Annotated in this window: 14 protein-coding genes; 8 read left to right on the forward strand and 6 right to left on the reverse strand. The window is 66.0% G+C overall.

All coding sequences use genetic code 11. The features are described 5' to 3' along the window. Position 1 precedes the first annotated feature (1 nt). The 3 genes from trxA (at position 2) to QF819_02215 (ending at position 3,904) form a co-directional block, all read left to right on the forward strand. Entirely contained in the window at positions 2-328 is a 327-nt protein-coding gene (gene trxA, locus QF819_02205) for a thioredoxin (GenBank protein ID MDP6801972.1), read from the forward strand. 16 nt (positions 329-344) lie between these two features. Beyond that, positions 345-2,486, forward strand: coding sequence for a hypothetical protein (locus QF819_02210; GenBank protein ID MDP6801973.1), 2,142 nt, complete (start codon positions 345-347; stop codon positions 2,484-2,486). Between the two features lie 107 nt (positions 2,487-2,593). Further along, entirely contained in the window at positions 2,594-3,904 is a 1,311-nt protein-coding gene (locus QF819_02215; GenBank protein ID MDP6801974.1) for a cyclic 2,3-diphosphoglycerate synthase, read from the forward strand. Between the two features lie 44 nt (positions 3,905-3,948). On the opposite strand, the gene QF819_02220 is transcribed toward QF819_02215, so the two are convergent. The 6 genes from QF819_02220 to QF819_02245 are packed head-to-tail and all read right to left on the reverse strand — an operon-like array spanning position 3,949 to position 11,155. Further along, complete coding sequence (locus tag QF819_02220) at positions 3,949-5,973, reverse strand: tetratricopeptide repeat protein (GenBank protein MDP6801975.1); 2,025 nt, start codon at positions 5,971-5,973, stop codon at positions 3,949-3,951. Then, entirely contained in the window at positions 5,970-7,910 is a 1,941-nt protein-coding gene (locus tag QF819_02225) for a hypothetical protein (protein ID MDP6801976.1), read from the reverse strand. The genes QF819_02220 and QF819_02225 overlap by 4 nt, the downstream gene beginning before the upstream one ends. Beyond that, positions 7,907-8,050, reverse strand: a complete 144-nt coding sequence (locus QF819_02230) for a hypothetical protein (GenBank protein MDP6801977.1) — start codon at positions 8,048-8,050, stop codon at positions 7,907-7,909. The genes QF819_02225 and QF819_02230 overlap by 4 nt, the downstream gene beginning before the upstream one ends. Beyond that, positions 8,047-9,555, reverse strand: coding sequence for a glycosyltransferase (locus tag QF819_02235; GenBank protein ID MDP6801978.1), 1,509 nt, complete (start codon positions 9,553-9,555; stop codon positions 8,047-8,049). Before QF819_02235 ends, QF819_02230 begins: the two co-directional genes overlap by 4 nt. Continuing rightward, positions 9,534-10,757: a HEAT repeat domain-containing protein gene (locus tag QF819_02240; protein MDP6801979.1), complete on the reverse strand. Its 1,224-nt coding sequence runs from the start codon at positions 10,755-10,757 to the stop codon at positions 9,534-9,536. Before QF819_02240 ends, QF819_02235 begins: the two co-directional genes overlap by 22 nt. Next, entirely contained in the window at positions 10,742-11,155 is a 414-nt protein-coding gene (locus QF819_02245; protein ID MDP6801980.1) for a response regulator, read from the reverse strand. The genes QF819_02240 and QF819_02245 overlap by 16 nt, the downstream gene beginning before the upstream one ends. Positions 11,156-11,510: 355 nt before the next feature. On the opposite strand from QF819_02245, the gene QF819_02250 reads away from it, so the two are divergent. The 5 genes from QF819_02250 to QF819_02270 all read left to right on the forward strand — a co-directional run bounded on the left by QF819_02250 (position 11,511) and on the right by QF819_02270 (position 17,030). Continuing rightward, positions 11,511-12,854, forward strand: a complete 1,344-nt coding sequence (locus tag QF819_02250; protein MDP6801981.1) for an ATP-binding protein — start codon at positions 11,511-11,513, stop codon at positions 12,852-12,854. After that, entirely contained in the window at positions 12,854-14,224 is a 1,371-nt protein-coding gene (locus QF819_02255; protein MDP6801982.1) for a sigma-54 dependent transcriptional regulator, read from the forward strand. Before QF819_02250 ends, QF819_02255 begins: the two co-directional genes overlap by 1 nt. Positions 14,225-14,417: 193 nt before the next feature. Then, positions 14,418-15,473, forward strand: coding sequence for a hypothetical protein (locus tag QF819_02260; GenBank protein MDP6801983.1), 1,056 nt, complete (start codon positions 14,418-14,420; stop codon positions 15,471-15,473). Continuing rightward, positions 15,470-15,751 carry a hypothetical protein gene (locus QF819_02265; protein MDP6801984.1) on the forward strand — a complete coding sequence of 94 codons (282 nt, stop codon included), beginning with the start codon at positions 15,470-15,472 and terminating at the stop codon, positions 15,749-15,751. Before QF819_02260 ends, QF819_02265 begins: the two co-directional genes overlap by 4 nt. A 19-nt stretch (positions 15,752-15,770) precedes the next feature. Beyond that, a complete protein-coding gene (locus QF819_02270) occupies positions 15,771-17,030 on the forward strand; it encodes a hypothetical protein (protein ID MDP6801985.1) in 1,260 nt (419 codons plus the stop codon). Positions 17,031-17,073 lie beyond the last annotated feature (43 nt).

Genomic DNA, 17,073 nt, shown 5'->3' on the forward strand with positions numbered 1-17,073 from the left:
GATGAGCAAGATGACCGCCGTGACCGACGCCAACTTCGAGGCCGAGGTGGTGTCCTCGGATGTTCCCGTGATTGTGGACTTCTGGGCACAGTGGTGCGGACCCTGCAAGATGCTGACGCCGGTCCTGGAAGAGGTCGCTGCGGAGTACGAGGGCCGCGTGAAGATCGTGAAGCTGAATGTGGACGACAACCCGAACTCCGCAACGAAGTATTCCATTCGCTCTATCCCGACGCTCCTGTACTTCAAGGGCGGTGAGCTGGTGGACCAGACCGTCGGAGCTCCCGCAAAGGGAGACCTCACGAAGAAGATCGACTCCTTTGTGGCGTAGTTCCAGGTCGCACCGGGTGCCGAACGGGCGGGTGCGGCTGAGCGTCCTTTGTGCGCTGGCTTCGGTGGCGGTCACGGCGGCCTCCGGGGCGTTCGCGGCTTCGCTTTCCGGCGGGCAGGTCACGCTGGATGCTCGCGCGGAAGAAGGGCTCCGTGTTGCGTATGAGTTCACCGTGGACGGCGCCGGGGACGGACCGCTGGTGCTGTACCTCGCGAGTGTCGTTCAGCTGGAGTCCGCGTCCGTGGACGGACGCAGCGCAGACCCGTCCAGTCGCCGCGTGGAGGGTACCGACCTTCGCGCCTGGTCGCTTCCCTCCGGGGGTGAGTCCGCCAGGATCGCGCTGAGCGGGACCATTCCCCCGGGGGAACGCCCGGGAATCCGCATCGGCGATGGCGAAGGCGCGCTCCTGCCGGGGTCGGGGTGGTTTCCGTCGCTGGAGGCCGAAGGCGCCGCGAGCCTCGCGCATTCCACCCGCTTCCGCCTTGCGGACGGCGCGACGGGGATCGCCTGCGGCAGTCGCGTCGGGTCGGCCAGTCTCTGGCAGTCCGCCTCGTCCGGTCGCCCGTACGCGGTATGGGGGTCGTACGAATCCCGGCGCGAGGAACTCGGCGCACAGGAGGCCATTCTCCACGAGCGCGGCGGCTCCGGGGACCTTCTTTCGGAGGGGCTTCGCCGGGAACTTCCCGCGCTGACGAATGCGTTGGAGACCGCGCTGGGACCTCCGTGCGGAGAAGGGCCGTGGAAGATCGTCGGCGTGGCGGAGCCGGGTACGCACGGTGGGCTTCGCACGCTGTTTGTCGGGCCGTCCCCCGGGGGGGATGTCGACGCCGTGCTTGCGGTCCGGCGACTCTCCGAAGCGGTGGCCGCGTCCTACTGGACGGAATGCGTCGCGCCGACCGGCCCGCTTGCGGCGTGGCTGGGACGGGGCGTCCAGGCGTACCTGGGCGATGTCACCGCGGTGGCCGTGCTGGGGGAGGATCGGCCGGACCGGATGGATGCGCGGGTTGCGGCTTCACGGCATGAAGCGCTGGCCCGGGAAGGGAACGCTCCGCGCTCTCTGACGGGATTTGTCCCTGTTTCGCCGGGTGCCGCGGATGTGCTGGAGGGTCGTGCGGCACTGGTGGCGCACGCGGCCGCGGAAGCGGTTCCCCCGCGCACGCGCTGGATGCATGTTCTTCAACGCTTTCGGTCGGAAACCAAGGCCGGCGCCACCGCCGGGGACTTCCTGACCTCCGTCGCGAAGATGCTTCCGAACCAGCACGAGTTCCTCGCGCCCCTTCTCTCGACCACGGATCTCCCTGCGTTCGAGATTCTCTCGACCGGCCCCGGCAAGGGGAAACGCTCGGGGCATCTTCGCGTGGAAGTGAAGAACTCCGGAACCGCCACCGCGCCGGTGGAGGTCACCGTGTTCGCGAAGAACGGGATCCCCATCCGGAGCACGCTGCTCCTGTTGGAGCCGGGGCAGGTTCGGAGCGTGTTGATGAAGGACCGTTCGCGGATTGCGCGCGTGGCGGTCGATCCGCGCCTCACCATGATTCGCAGCGGAACAGGCCGGGAGAGCGTGGATCTGTCCGAAGGCCTGGCCGACGACAATGAAGAGTGGGTTCCCTCCTTCGCCTTCAGCGGCACGAGGGACGACATGCGCGTGATTCGCACGGTCCTCTCCGCAGTGCTCGGCCCCGTCACGCTGGAGGGGTTCACCGGCCATGTGCTTCCGTACTCGACGCATCACGGACCCAGCGGTATGTCCATCCTCGGCGAAGGGAAGGTCACGATCACCCCGCGTTCGCCCTTTGCGGAGAGCTGGAAGAAGGACATGGGCCGCGAATCGCTTCAGTACTCAGCCCGCGAAGTCTGGGTGCGCTTTCCCGTGGAGGACTGGTCGCGCATCGACCCGGCTCTCGGAGAGATGCCGGACTTGAAGACGCGGTCGAGACTGTTGGGCCTCAACCGCCAGATCTATCAGTTCTCCTTCCCGAGCTACTTTTATGATGACAGCCGGGCCCGCGTTCCTCCCACCGGAAGCGTCCTGGTGATCTTCACGACCGAAGGCGGGGAGCGGCTGGGCTTCCTGCGAGAGGAACTTCCGGACGGTCGCGTATACGAGAGATTCTGGAACCACCTGGAGGGACGGACATTCTGGGAAGAGACGCGCTAGCTGTGGCCCGCCGGGACTCCCCGGTGAGCCAGGGCTTGCTTTTGGAGTCACACAACGAAGGTTCACCGCACACAGACCACATAGGGCAGGTTTCGGAGGGCGGGAAGATGCAGAAGAAACGGATCGTCATTCTCGGCGCGGCCGGAAGGGACTTTCACAACTTCAACACCGTGTATCGGGGGGATGACTCCTGCGAGGTCGTTGCTTTTACGGCCACACAGATTCCCGACATTGACGGCCGCATGTATCCGCAGGAACTGTGCGGGCCCGGGTATCCCGACGGCATTCCCATCGTGCCGGAGTCGGAACTGGAGCAGGTGATGGCGGAGAAGGCCGTGGACCTGGCCGTGTTCGCCTACTCCGATGTTCCCTACGGGTATGTCATGAGCCTCGCTTCCCGCGTGAATGCGGCAGGTGCGGACTTCGCGCTTCTTTCCGCGACAGACACTCAGTTGAAGTCGAACCGGCCCGTTGTGTCGGTCTGCGCCGTTCGCACCGGTTGCGGGAAGAGCCAGACCACACGGGCCGTGGCCCGGGTGCTGCAGGACATGGGGAAAAAGGTCGTGGCGATTCGCCATCCCATGCCCTACGGAGATCTCGTCAAGCAGCGCGTGCAGCGGTTTGCGTGCCTGGAAGACCTTGCGAAGCACGAGTGCACCATCGAGGAGATGGAGGAGTACGAACCGCATATCAACACCGGTGTGGTTGTGTATGCGGGCGTGGACTACGCCGACATTCTCGCAGAGGCGGAGAAGGAGGCGGATGTCATCCTCTGGGACGGCGGGAACAACGACACCTCGTTCTACAAGCCGGATGTTCTGATTACGCTGGTGGATCCACATCGGCCCGGGCACGAAGCGTCGTACTATCCCGGGGAGACGAACCTGCGCATGGCGGACTGCATACTGGTGAACAAGGTGGACTCGGCCGAGGCTGCGGGAGTGGACGCGGTCCGCGCGTCCGCACGACGCTTGAATCCCGGCGCGGTTCTGCTGGAGGCGGCGTCGCCCATTTCGGTGGACGATCCTTCGCTCATTCAGGGGAAGCGCGTACTGGTTGTGGAAGACGGCCCGACACTGACTCACGGCGAAATGAAGTACGGCGCGGGCATTGTCGCCGCGCGGAAATACGGGGCGGCGGAGGTTGTCGACCCGCGTCCATGGGTCGTGGACAGCATCGCCGAGACTTTTCAGAAGTACCCCGGCATCGGGACGCTGCTGCCCGCGATGGGGTACGGCGAAGCGCAGGTTCGGGATCTGGAGAAGAGCATCCGCTCCGTCGACTGCGACACGGTGGTGATCGCCACGCCCATCGATCTGGGACGCATCCTGAAGATCGACAAGCCGTCCGTCCGCGTTCGATATGACCTTCAGGTCATCGGCAAGCCGGATCTTTCGGATGTGCTGTCCGGGATCTGAGGGAGAGAGAGGGGGGGGGAGTTCGCCTCCCCCGCCACCTCCCGTTAGAACGGAATCACCGCCGAGGCCGTCGCCGCTTCCGTTTCTTCGCCCAACTGGTTTTCGTGCAGCGTGGCCTCTACCGACATTCGCACGGGAGCGCCGCGCGGCCTTGCAAAGGACGCCGTGAGCCGCGCCGTGGACTCGCTGGCGTCGTAGGATGCATTGCGCTCATCGCCCGTGAGTCCGCGCGTGTGCCGGACCATCCAGGTGACGGGGCCGGAAGTTCCCTCCAGCGTGGCACCCGCCGTCCATCCATGCAGGTTGTTCGTGTTGTAGGGCGCGGTGTCGAAGTCGTATTCGTCCGATCGATAGCCGGTGTGGATCACGAGGGCCCCGTCGCCGGGCCGCCACTGCGTTTCGGCCCGCAGGAAGCGACGCGTGTTGTGTTCGCGCGGGCCTTCCACCAGATCCGACCCCACCACCACCGTGCGCGGCGTGAGCCCGTACCGCGCGGCGAGGAGTTCCCCCTCCAGCCGAAGTGTGGGGTCCAGGCGAATCCACCCGCCGAGAGTCATGGCGTCCATGTTCACGATGTCGAGATCCGCCTCCGAGAGGAATCGCGCGGGGAAGGGATCGTGGCGCAGGGCCAGCGCGAGGCGGCCGCTGTCGAATGCGTGCGCGACGGTGAACCTTGCGCGCGGGACCGCGACGCCGCTGTCGTACCGGTCGCCGCCGATCGACCCGGAAAGTGTGACACGACGAAGACGCCGGTCCGCGGACAGCGCGATGCGATGCCGATCAAAGATGCGGAAGTCGAAGCCCCCCGCGAATCCACGGTGGATCACCGGCGCGAAGTCCCACTCCGCCCGGAGCGTTCCCGTGCGGCCGGTCCGTGTCATTCCCGCCCCCGCCTGAGCGTGGTCCTCGTTGGCGACGGAAGTGGCGGTTCGGGAGTCATAACGCACCCCGCCGGCGCGCACGAACCAGCGAACGGTGTCGCTTCGCCGGCCTTCAAACCGGGCCGCCCCGCGCCACACGGCGAAGTCATACACAGCCGCCCCGTAGTCCAGATTCGTGACCGCTTCGCGTGACCAGGACGCGCTTGCCGACATCACGCCGTCGGAGGCGGCGGCGTGGCGAACCCGCGTGGACCCGCTCTGCGTGAGGTACTCCACCCGCACCGGGGAGAGGGGAGTCCCGTTCAGGAAGAGACCTTCGTCTTCAAGGCCTTCGATCACCTGAGCCCGGGAACTCCGCGCCGTGACCTCCACCGCATGATCGGGGAGCAGCGCGTCCAGCCCCTCGCGTGCCCCGGCATCTCCCGGGCGAAGCGCGAGCAGCCGGTCATAGGCCGCGCGTGCCTCTTCGGTCCGGCCGATCCGGGCGGACAGCACTCCTGTCCAGTAGAGGCTGCCACCGTCGGCCGGATCCGCCTCCACCGCGTTCCGGTAAGCGGCGATGGCGCGAGTGGTCTGCCCGGCACGGCGCCATGTGTCCCCGAGGCGACGATGCAGTTCCGCGCCCTCGAACACCTGCCGGAGAATGCCGGCGGCGCGTCGGCCCTCTCCGCGCGCGGCGATCCCATCCGCCAGGAGCCCCATCGCGTCCGGGTTGCCCGGGACGACCGCCAGCGCGGCCCGCAGGTCGGTCTCCGCAAGACGCTCGTTCCCCAGTGTTCGGTGCACGCGCGCGCGACCCGTTCGCGCTTCCGGGGAATCCGGAGACAGTTCCACCGCGCGATCGTATGCGCGAAGGGCTTCGTCCGGTCGTCCCGCCCACCGCTCCAGCGTCCCGATCCAGAACCAGGCATCCGCGTCGTGCGCGTCGAGACGGACCACTTCGCGATAGGCGGCCAGCGCATCGTCGAAGCGCCCTTCGGCCCGCCGCTCCCGGGCGCGAATGCGGTGATGGTTCGCATTGTCCGATGGCGCGACGATCCGCGGCGACCCGACGCGGGGAGATTCCGTCTCCGGCGCGAGGGTGGTCGCATGCGCGTTGCCGGAAAGGAAGAGCGCGGCCACGAGCAGGCCTTGCGCCAGTCGCCGCGACGCACTCGTTCCGCGTGGAATCTGTGAAGAGCGTCTCATCCTCGGTCCTCCGGAAAGTGGACTCCGCCGGGAGGGGTTGTTCGATAAACGCGCGCTCGTCCTTCAAAGTCGCGCACCAGTTCAAAGCGTTCGGGGTGGTTCGCCACCCATGTTTCCGCCACGGGAGAGCCCGTTTCCTCCCACCACGGAACCCAGACCACGACCCAGCGCACGCTGTTCTCGTCGAGGCTCTCCTGCCACGCGCGGTAGTCGTCGATGCGCGGGGCGGGTCCGACCGGAGGGTCGTCCATTGTCGGCGAATAGACCACTCCGTTGCGTCCATGCCACCCGAACAGCGGCGCAATGAAGCTGGCATTCGTGAAGGTGACCGTATCCCCCGGAGGTGTGTTCTCCGCGATCCAGTTGAACGCGCGTCCCGCGGCACCGTATTGCATTTCGTAGTAGCGACCGGGCGACCACTCTCCCGCGCGCGCCCGCTCCAGGACGCGCCCGAGTTCCGGCACCGCGGATGCCATCCCCCCGATTCCCGCGAAGAGGATCGCGAAGGTGACCGCGCCCGTCGCGAGACGGCGGGGTGCCGCTCGCCGGGCGGTTTCGCAATAGACGGCGGCGACGGCAAGTACCGAAAACCCGCAGGCGGCGATGGCATAGCGCGGCTCGCGCCAGGGAGTCGCCAACAGCCACGCGGCCAGCGTGAGCGGCAGGGCAAGGTGCGCGCGCGCGGCGACCCACTGCCGGCGGCGACAGGCCAGTGCGAAGGCGGGAAGCGCCAGTACAAACCCCGCGGCGAAGAGAGGCCCGAACCCGTTCTCCAGTGTCCATGCGGGCCGCCCGTGGAAGGTCTCGTGGAACGGGTATGTCGCCCAGCCAGCGGGAGATTCGACGAACCACGACTCCTGACGGGTCGACCCTTCGATCGGCAGTGGCCCCTTCAAGAGCGTGATGGCGCCGACGGTCACCGGAGTCGGGTGAACGGGGTTTCCCGTGTTCGCCGCGTTCCGGGCGAGCCACGGAGCGCTTCCCGCGAGGAAGAGCAGCGCCAGGAGTGCGAACCGCGGTGCGGCGCGCCGGTATCCGCCGCCGAGCGTTCCGCGCCAAGGTGCGCGTCCCGCAAGGACCACCAGTACGGGAAGCCCGAGAACCACGAAGGAGAGCTTCGTTCCGAGAGCCAGTCCTCCCGCCAGTGCGGCCATGGCGACATGGGCGGTGCGTCCCGACTGCGCGGCGAGAAGCGCGAACGCGAAGGATGCCAGCAGAAACGCGGCGAACATCGTGTCCACATAGCCCGAGAGCGGCTGGATCATCACGATCGGCGTCAGCATGACAGCGGGTACCACCCACGAGCGCGCCTCGCGAAGTCCGAGCGCGTCGGCAGCCACGCGCACCGCGACCCCGGCGGTGAGTCCGAACGGAATGAGCGCGACGCCGGTCGTGCGCCAGGATTCCGCCCCCGCGCCAGAGAGAAGGTGCGCCCAGAGCGAGTGGAGTTCGCCGACCATCGGGAAGAAGAACATGCGTCCGGGAAACGGGAAGGGGTCGAGGGATTGCGTGCGGGTTGCGTGGAATACATCGGTGAGGTGATAGACGAGCGTATCCCATCCGTATGGCGGAACAAGCGTGCCGACTCCGAGAAGCACGGCATAGGCAAGGGCCGCGAATCCGCCGAGAAGCGCTCCCGCGCGGGTCACGGGACGGCGGCCTGAGAAACCGGGTGACGGCCTCCCGCGGCGGCTGCGGAAGGCCGCGCCACCACCCAGGAGGATTGCGGTCGCCGTCGCGGCCGCCCGAAGCCAGCCCGGCGAGAGCCGGCCCGTCGCGCCGAGTGTTACCTCCAGAGCGACGATCATGGCCGACACGCCAACCATCGTGGCAAGGAGACGCACCGGGCGTTCGGAACCGATGCTCGCAGACCAGGGCCAGACCGCCGCGCCGAGCGCGGCCGTCAGAATCACCGGGGGGAGAAGAAGCGCGATCATGACCGCATGCCCCGGGCGATTTCGATCAGGGGGTTGGAGACTGCGTCGAGATTGGACACCGCATATGTCACGATGGCAGCAACCAGCAGCAAGGCGAAGATCCAGGGCAGTGTTGTCGTCTCGTCAAACCGCATTCTCATGACGACTCCTCCGCACTTTCGACTGGCTCTGTCGTGTCCGCGTCTTCCGGATCGGCTTCCGGGTCTTCGTCCGCGCCCCGGAAACCCGTGCGATCCATTCGACCCCATTCCCGTCGCCCGAAGAGGAAATCGACGAATGCGCTGACCTTGAAGAGCGTGAGCATCTGCCGGTAACCCAGGTGCTCCATGACGCCCGCCGTCAGGAGCTTCACGAGGTTCATCCAGCCCGGGTATCTGCGGAACGAAAGCTCCTCCAGCAGTACTGCGGCCATCGAGAGGATGATCCCGTACACGATGGCCACCGCCACGAAAAGGAGAAGTGCGGTCGTGTTGAGCAGGCCCAGCGCCCACGAAATCGGAATCACGAGATAACCGAGCGTCTCGACCAGCGGACCGAACATCTCGAACAGCACGAAATACGGCAGCGCGAAGAGGCCGACGCTTCCGTACCTCGGGTTCCCGATCATTCGCCTCTGGCTCCAGAGCGATTGAATCAACCCGCGGTGCCAGCGGCTTCTCTGGCGCATGAGGGTGCGGATGTTTGTGGGGGCCTCCGTCCAGCAGACGGGATCAGGAACGAACACGATCCGGTACTTCCGGCCCTGATCGCGTGCGTGTCGATGAAGCCGGAGCACCAGGTCCAGGTCTTCCGTGTCCGTTCTCGACGAGTAGCCACCCACCTCGATGACCGCGTCCTTTCGGTAGATGCCGAACGCCCCCGAAATGATGAGTACGGATCGGAGTTCGCTCCAACTGACGCGTCCCACCAGGAACTCGCGCAGGTACTCCACAACCTGGAGAACCGGAAGCGGCCGGTCCGGCAGGCCGATTTGTGCGATAAGGCCCTTCACGACGCGACAGCCGTTGGCGATCCGCACAATCCCGCCCACGGCCAGCATTTCGTCGGGGTGTTCCATGAATGGCTTCACTACGCGGAGGAGCGCGTTCTCGTCGATTACGGAATCCGCATCGAACGAGCAGACCAGCGGGTACCGGCTCATGTTGATGGCTGCGTTCAGGGCGTCGGGCTTTCCGCCGCGTTCCTTGTCCACCACGACGAGTCCGGGCGTGTCCATCGATGCGTAGATGCCCCGCATGGCACGCGTCTTCAGCGACCTGCGCATGACGCCGTCCACGCGCACCAGATCAAAAGCATCCACCAGTCGCGAAAGCGTCTCGTCGTCCGACCCGTCGTTGACGACGATCACTTCGAACTCTCCGTATCGAACGCGCAGAAGAGACCGTACCGTCTCCACGATCGTCCTCTCTTCGTTCCATGCGGGAACCAGAACGGAGATGGGCCAGGTCATGTCCGATCGGAGTATCTGCTGATAGTCGGAGAAGAAAGTGCGTCGGACAAAACGCAGGATTTCCGTGAGCGAGATGAGGAAGAGCACGAAGTAAGTCGTGTTGAGCACGAGAAAGTACGACAGCACGAAGTAGTTGAACCCTTCGATGAAGGGGGTGGCCGCTTCCGCCCAGTTCACGACTCGTCCCCTGCGCACAGAAGACTCTCCAACGCGGTCCGCACCTGCGCGGAGCGGTGGACGCGCGCGAGTTCGTGGAGGCGATCGGTTCGGTCGGCATCCACGAGGGCGTGAACGAGCTTCTCGGCGGAGGATCGTTCAATCCCCTCCGGGAGCGAGAGGTTGTCCACCTGACGGTCGACTTCGCCCGACTCCTCCAGCATGAGTGCGGCGCGCTGGCAGGCGAAGCGGTCTCCGTCGGCAAGTGTGCGGATGAGTGCGGCCGTGCCCTTTCGGCCAAAGGCGCACAGCGCCGTCCCCGCATTCGTGCGGACCCACCAGGCTCGATCTCCCAGCGCCGTGCGGAGCGCGTCGACGGTTCCTTCGTGGCCGATTCGCCCGAGCGCTTTGGCCGCCATGGCACGGACCGGCCAGGAAGGATCGCGGAGCGCTTCTGTCAACGCGCCCGCGAACTCGGGATCACCGATGGCCCCCAGTGCGTGGCAGGTGCGCGCGCGGACATCTTCCTCGGGTGCGGAGAGGTTTCCGAGAAGCCACTCGCCGAGATGGGTCGGCTGGATGCTTGCGAGAATGTCCATGGTGGCGATGCGCGCAGTGAGATTCATGGTCGGCCACGCATCGACGAGTTCGTTTACGACATCGCCCCCCATGGCGGCGAGGATATCGGCAATCCGCAGCGTGGACCAACGGCTCGGTTCAGAGAGTGCGCCCACGAGCGTTTGAATCGACGACTGTCCGCCCAGCCTCCCCAGCGCGGTGGCGGCGCGTATGCGAACCTCCGGCACGGGATCGTCCATGGTTTCGGCAAGTCGAAGCGCGGCGCGCCGCACATTCGCTCTACCCAGCTTGTCCGCCGCGTCCGCACGCTTCCACCAGCTGCGTCGCCCGAGGTCCGCAAGGTACCGGTCTACGCAACCCATCTCCACGAGCGCTTCGCTCATCCGCGTTCTCTCCTGCCCGTCGACGCGGGTGAGGTGGTCCAGAAAGACCTGCTCCGCGACTCTGGCAGCGCGACCTTTCGGAACCGCACCCAACCGGTCGGAGAGCATTCCGTCCGGGGCGTGCGCGTAGGAGAGAAGATCCGGCTCCATGATGTCCCGTTGCTTTGCGCGGCGACGCTCTGCGCCATCCGCGACGGCCTTGCGCACCAGGATGAGGCCCATCAGGGCGAAGAGAATCGATACGAGCGTGAAGATCGCCGAGATCAGGTTGGAGTGCATCCGCCATTGCCCTCCGCTCGCTCGAGAAGCCTCCGGATTCGCGCGACCAGTTCCCGTGCGCGAAACGGTCGTGTCAGGTAGTCGTCGGTCCCTTCTTCGAAGCAGCGCACCGCGTCTTCTTCCCGCGTCCCGTTTGACAGCGTGATGAACGGGACATTCGCGAGGCGCATGTTCCGGCGCACGGCCTGCAGCAGTCCGTGGTGTTCCCGGGGCGAGATCCCCGGGTTTCCGACGATCAGACTCACCCTGCTTTCGACCGACATTCGGAGTGCTTCACGCGGACACGACGAGTGCAAGACGCGATACCCCCGCTTTTCCAGCAGGGAACGGACGAAGCGTACCGTCAAAGCATCGTTCTCCGCGAGAAGGATCACGGGACACGGGTCTGGATGTCTCACCCGTTAGAACCTCCCTGCGGACGGCCGCGTCCGTGGCGTGTCGTGGCGGTCGAGGCATCAACCGAGAACAGAAAACGCCCCCACGGGATTTCTCCCGTTGTGCAAGATGTCCCCTTTTTTTCGGCGGTCTGAGTCTCTCGCTTGAGGACCGAAGCCTTCGGCAGGAAGTGGGAACTCCCGCCGTTTCAAAGGCTTGGGGGGATTCGTGCCCCCCGGGGGGGGAAGTGGTGGGCGCACCGCTCTCTCTGGCGGGGTGCGCGGGTCGGAGTGTGTCCACGGTGTCCGATCATTCCCCGTCGTGTCCCCCGGTCTCGATTCTCGACGGCGTCACGCCTCCCCGGTAGTCTTCGTCGCCATGAAAGCGAACTCTCCCGGCGTGGCGTTCTCAGGAGGGCGAAGGCGGGTCGGCCTTCTCCTGGGTACGCTCGCACTCATCATCGTGGTCGTGAACCTGTCGAACTGGTTCATCCTCCGAAGCGTGTCCACTTCCGTGGAAGAGGAACTGGGCCGTCGCCTGGTCACGGTGGCGAGTTCCGCCATCGACGCCGCGACGCCGGATCTCCTTCTCAGCCCGGAGGTGGACGAAGACACCTTCGTTCGTCGTGCCATGAGCGAACTGGTGGACGGCCACGGACTGGACGGGCTGTTTCTGGTCGATACGGCGGGCGTCGTCCTGTACGACTTCCACCACCTGAGCGTGGGAGCCACCAGCCCTGTGCTCGGCGGAGAGTTCAGCGCGTTCACCCGTGCGGTGGCCGGTGTTCCTGCGGCATCGCCCTCGCAGGAAGTGAACGGCCTGTTTCTCAAGGCGGCCTATGCTCCCGTGACCGACTGGGACGGGGCGGTTGGTGCGGTGCTTTGCGTGACGGTGGGTTCGGACTTCTTCGACACGATGTCCGGACTCCGGCGAACGCTGGTCGTGGCGTCTGCGGTGAGTGCGGTCCTGGTGGCGCTCCTCGGCATCGTGTTTGTCTCAATGGCGCGAAACATGATGCGCACAGAGACCGCCCTCGCGCGGTCGGAAACGCTGAGTGCCATGGGGATGATGGCGGCCGGGATCGCGCACGAGGTTCGGAATCCCCTGGCGATCATCTCCGGAACGGCGAGCCTCCTGAAACGCCGCTACCCCGACTCCGCCGGGGCGGACCCGCGCATCGATTTCATTCCGGAGGAGGTGGAGCGGCTCAACGGGATCCTGGAGGGCTATCTTCGATTTGCCCGGGATGAGCCGATGGAGACCGAACAGTGCGACCTCTCCCGGCTTGTGGCGCGCAGCGTGGAGATGGTGGAGCAGGGGATCGACGACGACGTGACCATTGAATGTGTCGGAACGAATGCGGCGCTTCCCGTGGACGCGGATCCCCGGCGCATCCAGCAGGTGTTGCTCAACCTTCTGCTGAACGCGGTGCAGGCCATGCCGGGCGGCGGGCGGATCTGCGCCCGGGTCGACGCGTCGGGGGATGCGGCCCGCGCCGTGATCACGGACAGCGGACCGGGGTTTTCCGGGAAGGAACTGCAGGGCGCGTTCCAGCCCTTCTACACGACCAAGGAATCCGGAAGCGGACTGGGGCTCACCATGGCAAAGAGGATTGTCGAAGCTCACGGAGGGCGGCTGACTCTGGGCAACGCGGATTCCGGCGGAGCAAGAGTAACGATGGAGATCCCGCAGGCGCGCGCGACGCGTCCGGAGGAGGAGTGATGTCGACGATTCTCGTAGTGGACGACGAACCCCGGATTGCGTCTCTCCTGGAAGCGGAACTGGCGGCCGCCGGGCACGAAGTGTCCACGGCGAACGACGGGGACGATGCGGTACGGCTCGTGGGGTCGAAGCGGTTTGATGTGGTGATCACGGACCTTCGCCTGGGTCGAACGGACGGGCTGGAGGTTCTTCGCGCGGCGCGGGCGTCCGACCCGTCGGTTGTGGTGCTGTTGATGACGGCGTACGCGACGGTTCGCACCGCCGTGGCGGCGATGAAGGAAGGGGCGGCGGATTACCTGGAGAAGCCGGTGGACTTCGAGAAGGTTCACCTGGTGATGGAACGCGCGCTGGAGACGCGAAGGCTTGCGGAAGAGAATCGGCTTCTCAAGCGAAAGGCGCTTCCTGGTGAAGTCGGGGCCTCCGCCATGGTGCGCGGAGAGAGCGCGGCCATGGCGCGGGTCATGGCGCTGGTGGAGAAGGTGGCCCCCACCGACGCGACGGTTCTGCTGACGGGAGAAAGCGGCACCGGCAAGGAGGTGGTCGCGAGAGCGATCCACGACCTCAGTGCGCGCGCCGACCAGTCGCTGGTGGCGGTGAACTGCGCGGCGCTTTCGGAGACGCTTCTCGAATCGGAACTGTTCGGGCACGAGAAGGGTGCGTTCACGGATGCATCCCAGCGGAAACCGGGCTGGTTTGAAGTCGCAAAGGGTGGAACGATCTTCCTCGACGAGATCGGTGAGATGGCGGCCTCCACGCAGGCGAAGATCCTGCGCGTGCTGGAGGAGCGCCGGTTCCATCGACTCGGGGGATCGCAGACCATCGAGGCGGATGTTCGCGTCGTTGCGGCGACGCACCGGGATCTTCCCCGTGCCATCGAAGAGGGTGCGTTTCGCGAGGACCTCTTCTACCGGCTGAATGTGTTCCCGGTGGAGCTGCCAGCGCTGCGCGGTCGGATGGAGGATCTGCCTTCGTACTGTGCGCACTTTCTGGAGCGCGCGCACTACGAAGGTCCGGGAGTCGCCACCGCCGCCATGGACGCGCTGACCGGCTACGACTGGCCCGGGAATCTGCGGGAGTTGCGGAATGTCCTGGAGCGCGCGGTCATTCTTGCCGGAGAGGGTCCGATTACGCTGGCGGAGATCTACATTCCTCACGCGCGTCCGGCGAAAAGCGGGGGCGTCGGGTCCGCCTCCGGCGATCGTCTGGACTTGCAAGGGCAGGAAGAGGCGATGGTGCGCGAAGCACTGGACCGCGCAGGCGGTAACAAGTCGAAGGCCGCACGCCTGTTGGGCATCACGCGGCGCGCGCTCTACGGGCGACTGGAGAAGTACGGCATCGAACCGGGATCGGACGGAGACGAAGAGGTCTGACGGATGCCCCTCGCGGGCCAGACCTGTACGCAATGGGACAGTCCCGGCACTACGATCGGGGCAGGGGGTGCGGGAGCACGAGTAACTGCCGTGGAGGCAGGCGTTTGCGGTCGCGTGGTTTTGGCCGTGATTGGCACGCGAGTTGCAAACTTCTCGGCGCGGAACCGGAAAGTGTCCTTGGAGGGAGAGCACCATGATCGGGAAGACCACGCACAGAAAGCGGATCCTGGCGGTTCTCGGGGTATTGAGTGCGGTGGCGCTGGCGACCCTGCTCGCGGATCCAGTGTGGGCCGCCCCCCGTGATCGCGTGCTGGAGGAACTGGAGAGAACGGACGCCGGGCTGGATCGCGCCCGGGAGATCGTCGGAGAGTGTGATTCGGAGCGGGCAAGGCGGCTCTTGGTGGCGGCGGAACACGCACAGGAAGCAGCGTGGGCGCAGTTCCATCTGGAGACGCCGACGGGTCTGCTTCGGGCGGGCGTGTTGACGCGCGAGGCCCGGGTGCTGGCGCGAAAGGCCGTCAATCTGGCCAGAGAGGACCAGTCGCTTCGTCGCCGTGCGCACCGGGAGATCGAGCGGACGCGAGTCGCTCTCCAGCGGGTACGGGACGAACTGGGCGATGACCCGCCCGCCGCGGTGGTTCACCTTGTACGAGAGGCTCGTTCGCAACTGGAGCGGGCCGAACGACAGTTCGGAGAGCAGCACTACGAGGCCGCGCTCCGGCTGGCCGTCTCCGCGCAGAGGCTTCTGCGGCAGGCGTCGGGTGCTTCGGATGGTTCCGGCGCGCTGCAACGGCTCCGGCGCGAGATCGAACGCACGGATCGGCTCATCGACCGTGCGGGGGATCCGATTCGAGAGAGTGGCGTGGAAGGGGCCATCCGAATGCTGGAGCGCGGAATCGACCTCCAGGACCGTGCGAAGGACGATCTGGCCTCCGGGCATCCGCGCGCCGCGCTGGCGGCCACGCGGGAGTCGCGGGATCTCGTGAACCGGGCTGCGCGCCTGGCGGGCGGCCCTCTGGATGCGGAGCGTGTTCTTGCGCGGATCGAGGCGCTGGAGGCGCGGCTTGCCGACGCGGCCGATATCGTCGCGGAGTCGGGGAGTGAGCTGGCGCAGGGGTTGCTCGATCGCGGGCGGGATCACCTCACGCGGGCGCGGGACCTTCTGGCGGAAGAGAACTTCCGCGCGGCCATGGCGGAAGCCCGAGTCGCGGAACGCCTGATCCGGCGGGCCGTTCAGGTATCGGGATGAACCGCAAGGCAGCGGTGGCCGCGTGCCTCCTGGCGTGCGGCTTCGTTCATGCGGCGGCCTCTCCGGGCATGACTCCCGGGGAGGCCGTCTACGAGGAACTGGCTGAGAAGTTCGTTGAGGAGTCGCTGACAATCCGCGAGAATCCCGACTTCGACCCGCTGGTGCTGGCAGAGGCGGAGGAAATGGCCGCCATCGCCGACGAGATCCTGACGGAGGCCGATGTCGAAACCGCCACGATCCTGCTCACGGAGGCTCTGGAGCTTCTTCGCACGCACTGACCCCCCCCGCCTCTCCCGCGTGCGGAGGCTTCTTCCTGTCCTGGGCCTTCTCGCAGTCGCCCCGGGCGCCGCTCACTCGATGGAAGTGGCTCCGTACGCGGGAGTCGGGCTAGAGTATTTCGGCGAGACCTATCAGACCACCGAAGACAGCGACACGGTCCTCACCGTCAGCGATCGGGGTGCCTTTCTGGGGGTTCGGCTTCGCACGCCGTCCTCCGGGCGCGATCGTTTTCAGCTCGACGCGGAAGCCCGCTTCGGAAGATCCACCAACCGATTCGCGATGGACTTCGACGGGCAGATTCGCAGGGGTCGCCACCGCCTGAGAGTGAACCATCGCGGAACGGTGCGTGTGTTTCGGGAAGGCGGAGACTATGAGATCTCCAGCGACTCCGTTCAGGATGACCTCTCGCTTTCGTGGCGGTGCGATCTCGGGGGAGGACTGGAGGCAAGGGTGAAGGAGAGCGTGGATGTCACCTGGTACGAAGACCCGGACGAGTACAATCTCAACTCCTCGCGCCTGCGCACCGGTGCGGAACTGCGGTGGGACTTCGGTGATCTGAACACAGCCGGCGTGGGCTACCGATACGGGAGGCGCTCCGTTCCGGACTCCACCTCGCTGGGTTACGGGCGCAGCACCTTTGACACGGATCTCTCACTGTTGTTCGGCGCGTCGTCGTCCGCGGACATTGCGAACCGTCTGGAGCGGCGCATCTACAACGCGAACAGCGTCCGTGGGGACTCGTGGGAGAATCGTCTGGACGGGGAAGTGATCGTCGGGCTTCCGGCGGGGTACGAGGTCGGCGTGGTCCACGAGAGCGAAGTGGTCCGGTTTGATGTGCCGGACGATCTGGACTTCGACCACGAGTTCTTCCGGCACGGTCTTCGTCTGGGCGTTCCCCTGGACAAGGGGCTGGACCTTTCGTTCATGCCGGTTCTCTCGACCCTGAGAAGCGACACCGCTTCGGGAGAGGAGTACACCGAAGTCAGTGCGGAAATCGGGGCGACCTGGTGGATCGGCGACCAAGCATGGATCACGGTCACGGATGAGGTCGGACTCCGGAACTACACGGTGGAAGGATCCGGTGTTGAGACGGATTACTCCACGGAGGTGTTTTACACGGACTACACCTTCAACCGCGCGACGATTCTCCTGTCGTGGGACCCGCACCCCGGGATCTCGGTCCATGTGTTTGGCCACTGGTTCCCGGAAGACCACAAGGACCCGCTGGACAACTCGGAGACGACGCTGCTCTCCGGCGAAGTGGAATACGCCTTCTAAGACTGAGGCCCGCCGCCGGGTGTCGTGGATGAACCCGGGCGGC

It is taken from the genome of Gemmatimonadota bacterium (genome assembly GCA_030747075.1).
In the GTDB taxonomy this organism is placed as follows: domain Bacteria; phylum ARS69; class ARS69; order ARS69; family ARS69; genus ARS69.